This window comes from Pedobacter sp. 10L46_2, from assembly GCF_056395165.1.
On record NZ_JBFTIZ010000334.1, the window covers coordinates 1 to 4581 of the forward strand.

Below are 4581 nucleotides of genomic sequence, written 5' to 3' on the forward strand. Positions count from 1 at the left end.
AAACCAAACTGACGTGGTAAGACGCGCAAAAGGAAAGTACATAGCGATGTGCGATGGAGACGATTTTTGGACAGATGCCTCTAAACTACAGAAACAGGTAGATTTTCTGGAAGCTCATGATGATTATGTGATTTGCTGTCACCATAGTGAAGTGATTGATGATTTTGACAAGCTTGTTTATGTTAAAGATTTGCCGGTAAGTTTGGAATTTGACTACAAAGACGTTTTGCTGGGAAAAAGAGAAGAGACAAGAATCTGCTCTTTGATGATGAGAAACATTAAACAGGTAACGGGCGTAGCAGAACAAAGCTGGTATTTCGAAACTTATGGTACAGATACGCTTTTGAAACTATATGCGCTTTCAAATACAGGTAAAAAGATTTATGTGTTACCTGAAGTGATGGCATGCTACAGGCACCATACCGGCGGGATATGGAGTATGATAGATCCGAAGATCCGAAAATCAAGAATGATAAGCGATTTTAACCTCACAATCAAGAATTTCAAGTATTCTTCACTTCAAAAAAGAGAGCTGTTGAAAATTTATTTTAAACAATATTTCCTGTTTGATATACGGTATTTCAATTTCAATAATGCATTCCAAACAATTACCTCGCTATGGTAAGAAAATATAAACTGATTTTTGCCATTAACAGCCTTTTTGGAGGCGGAGCGGAGCGTGTAATTTCGAACCTTGGCAATTACTTTTATAAGAAAGGCTTTGATGTTACAATGGTTTGCCTGAATGAGGCTAAACCTGCTTATCACTTAGAGAAGGGAATAAAAATCATTTCTCTTGTGACCAATATCCGAAACCAATCATTTTTTTTTAGGCTTTGGTATGGTGGAGTTACTCTTTTTAAGCTGCTGTTTATCCTTATAAAAGAAAAACCAAGTTGCGTGATATCTTTTATGACCTCTGCCAATATATGGATGGGACTTACCTGTAATATTTTAAGGACTCCTTATTTGGTTTCTGAACGCATTACCCCAGACTATACCGTAAATCAACTTAATCATTTCTTAAGATGGTTGTCGGCAAGGGTTTATAGTAAATCCAAAGCGATCGTTGTTCCTTCAAAAGGAATGGTTGATGGCTTTAGAAAGAACAAATCGTTTAGTGCACTAAGCAATTTTGAAGTAATAAATAATCCGGTCAGCCAGTTTAGCGCCGCCTGTACAGAAAGAGTTTACCCTCGTAAATTCATTCTTAGCGTAGGCAGGTTAGATCACCAAAAAGGATTTGATCTATTAATACAAGCCTTTAAAAGGTTGGAAATGAAAGATGTAGATCTTTTGATTTCTGGCGAGGGGGGGGAGCGTAAAAATCTGGAGAAACAAATCAAAGATTTAGATCTAAGTGATAGAGTGAAGCTGATTGGTTATCAGAAAAATCTTCAGGATTATTACAGGCAGGCAGAAATGTTTGTGCTTTCATCGCGAAACGAAGGATATCCCAATGTACTTGTGGAAGCAATGAGTTTAGGCTGTGCTTGTGTGGCTACCGATTGTGAGTTTGGACCTTCTGATATTATAGAAAATGAGGAAAACGGTTTGTTGGTTAAAGCAAACAATATAAAATACCTTTCTGAAGCAATTAAAAGAACCATGAGTGATCCTGCTCTTAAAATAAAAATGTCTGTAAATGCTCAATTAATTAATCAGACAAACTCCCCCGAAAACACTTTCGCAAAATGGGAAAAATTAATACTAACTCATGTTTAAATCCATAAGGGTTTAATAACCAATCTATTAGTCTTACCAAATGTTAAAATCTTAAAGATATGAATATACCTTTCTCTCCTCCATTTATTGATCAGGCAGTGATTGATGAAGTGCTTGACTCTCTTCGTACCAACTGGATCACTTCGGGACCAAAAGTTAAGGCCCTGGAATATGAGTTGTTGAATTTAACGGGATCTAAAGCCACAGTTTGCGTGAACTCCTGGACCTCTGGAGCAATTATGATGCTGAAATGGTTTGGGGTAGGCGACGGAGATGAAGTGATTGTGCCAGCGTACTCTTATTGTGCTACCGCTTTATGCGTTTTGCATTGTGGAGCCATACCTGTGATGGTGGATATTTTAGACGATTTTACTATTGATCCGGTGATGGTGAAAAGTAAGATTACATCAAAAACGAAAGCAATAATTGGGGTTGACATTGCAGGCTTACCATGTAATTATAACGAGTTGCGTGAAATTGTAAATGATCCGGCAATAAAAAGCATTTTTAAACCCGTTACAGCAAAACAATCTGAATTGGGAAGGATATTATTGATGTCTGACGCAGCACATTCTATTGGTGCAACCTACGAAGGACTGCCTGCCGCACAGAAATGTGATGTTACTATTTTTTCTTTTCATGCCGTTAAGAATATTACAACTGCTGAAGGAGGCTGCATCTGTTTGAATTTGCCTCCTCCTTTTGACAACCAGGAAGAATATAGTTTTTTGAAGATTTTCTCGCTAAATGGACAGAATAAAGATGCATTTGCAAAATCAAAAGGAGCTAACTGGAGATATGATATTCTTTTTAAAGGATTCAAAATGAATATGCCCGATATTTGCGCTGCAATTGGATTGGCCCAGATAAGACAATACAGTAATACCTTGCTGCCACTCCGTAAAAATATTTTCTTAAAATATTGTGCCGCATTTAAATCTTATGATTGGTTTATTGAACCAACCGGTAAAGACGAAATAAGAGAAGGTTCGTATCATCTTTTCCCTTTGCGCATTAAAGGAATTACCGAGGCTGAGAGAGATCAGATTATTGAAAGCCTGGTAAACTGGGGAGTGATCGTAAATGTACATTTTATACCAATGCCGATGCTTACGTATTTCAAAAGCATTGGATATGCTATAGAAAATTATCCTAATAGCTATAAACAGTTCGCCTGCGAGATTTCATTGCCTATATATCCTCAACTCTCTGATCCGGAGGTCGATTTCATTATAGAATCTGTTATAGGGGCTGTTCATCAGGTTGTTGAAATCAATAAATTGGTTAAAGTGTTATCATAAAATCATATAACATGATTGCGAAAAGGGTGTTTGACATCGTGTTCTCATTGGGTGGTATGTTCTTTTTGTCGCCAATGTTTATTGTGGTTGTTATTCTTTTAAAGTTAGATTCAAAAGGGAGCATTTTTTACAAGCAACTTCGGGTAGGCTTAAATCAGAAGAATTTTAAACTGATAAAGTTTAGAACGATGTATACTGATTCAGATAGGGCCGGTTTGTTGACTATTGGAGATCATGATTCGCGTATTACCAAAGTTGGATGCTGGCTAAGGAAATATAAAATAGATGAACTTCCACAGCTTATTAATATTCTAAAGGGAGAAATGAGTTTTGTTGGCCCCAGACCGGAAGTACTTAAATATGTTGAATTGTACGATGCCTCTCAAATAAAAGTACTTAGTGTAAAACCGGGCATTACAGATTGGGCATCCATTCAATATATAGATGAAAACGAGTTGCTTGCAGCAGCCGAAGACCCAGAGAGTTTTTATATTAACACCATTATCCCTTCAAAGATTACTCAGAACTTAAAATACATTGATCACCACAACCTTTGGGTTGATCTGAAGATCATTTCATATACCCTGAAAAGTATAATTAGAAGATGAAAATATTGAAAGTTTTGGATTGGCCATCAAAAAGATTTTATGGCGAATCACATCATTTTTATCGCTGGAAAAAGAATCTTCTTGAGCATGATTTGAAAGTAGAATTTTACTATGATCACAATGATAAAAGATTAAGGGACGCCGATTATTTGCTATTGCACTCGCGGTATTTTGCGGATGGCTGGCAAAACATACATACCAGATCTTCTAAAAATGAGAATGAACTGATTATGTATTTAACAGAAATGAAACGAACAGCAGGTAGACTGATTTGGTTTGATGCTGCGGACTCTTCCGGATCCAGCGACTTTCCAATTATATCTTTTGTTGATGTTTTTATGAAAAAACAGCGACTAAAAAACCTTGATTACTATACCGTTTCAAATAAGGTAAATGACTTAAGGATATGGCTAAACACAATTTCGGATGATCAAAAAACAACTTTTGTACCCTGCCCCGAAGCGGAACTTCATAAAATTAAACTTGGTTGGAATATCGGGTTTAATGATTACAGATACTTTGGGTATAAAATGAGCAGATTAAGTAATTATTTGAGTTATAGGGTTTACCCAACTCATTTATCTACTTACGATAAAGACAGGAAATATGATTTGGCTTTTCGTGGAACAATCCATAAAGATAATGGGAATAGAAACATGATCTCTTATCAAAGAAACCATGTTTTAAGTCTTTTTGATCGCCTGAATTTGCAAATAGCAAGTGGTGGGAATGTAAGCAAAGCCAGATATTGGAAAGAACTAAGGGATTCGAAACTTAGTATCAGTCCATTTGGCTGGGGTGAAATTTGCTATAGGGATTTTGAAACGTTTATTTCTGGATCGGTACTGATTAAACCGCTTATGAATCATCTTGAAACTTACCCGAATCTGTTTATAGAAAACGAAACCTATGTTCCTGTTAATTGGAATTTAGAAGAACTTGAGGCT

5 protein-coding genes are annotated in these 4581 nt (G+C 36.4%); all 5 read left to right on the plus strand.

From position 1 onward, the window contains the following. Positions 1 to 625: glycosyltransferase (locus AC1DDX_RS24150; protein ID WP_477622729.1), on the plus strand; the 625-nt coding region annotated here is incomplete at its 5' end. Further along, complete coding sequence (locus AC1DDX_RS24155) at positions 619 to 1725, plus strand: glycosyltransferase family 4 protein (RefSeq protein WP_288884253.1); 1107 nt, start codon at positions 619 to 621, stop codon at positions 1723 to 1725. The genes AC1DDX_RS24150 and AC1DDX_RS24155, both read left to right, overlap by 7 nt. A 59-nt stretch (positions 1726 to 1784) precedes the next feature. Continuing rightward, positions 1785 to 3026, plus strand: a complete 1242-nt coding sequence (locus AC1DDX_RS24160; RefSeq protein ID WP_172662595.1) for a DegT/DnrJ/EryC1/StrS family aminotransferase — start codon at positions 1785 to 1787, stop codon at positions 3024 to 3026. Between the two features lie 11 nt (positions 3027 to 3037). Beyond that, entirely contained in the window at positions 3038 to 3634 is a 597-nt protein-coding gene (locus AC1DDX_RS24165) for a sugar transferase (protein WP_172662596.1), read from the plus strand. Continuing rightward, positions 3631 to 4581: glycosyltransferase family 1 protein (locus tag AC1DDX_RS24170; RefSeq protein WP_477622730.1), on the plus strand; the 951-nt coding region annotated here is incomplete at its 3' end. The genes AC1DDX_RS24165 and AC1DDX_RS24170, both read left to right, overlap by 4 nt.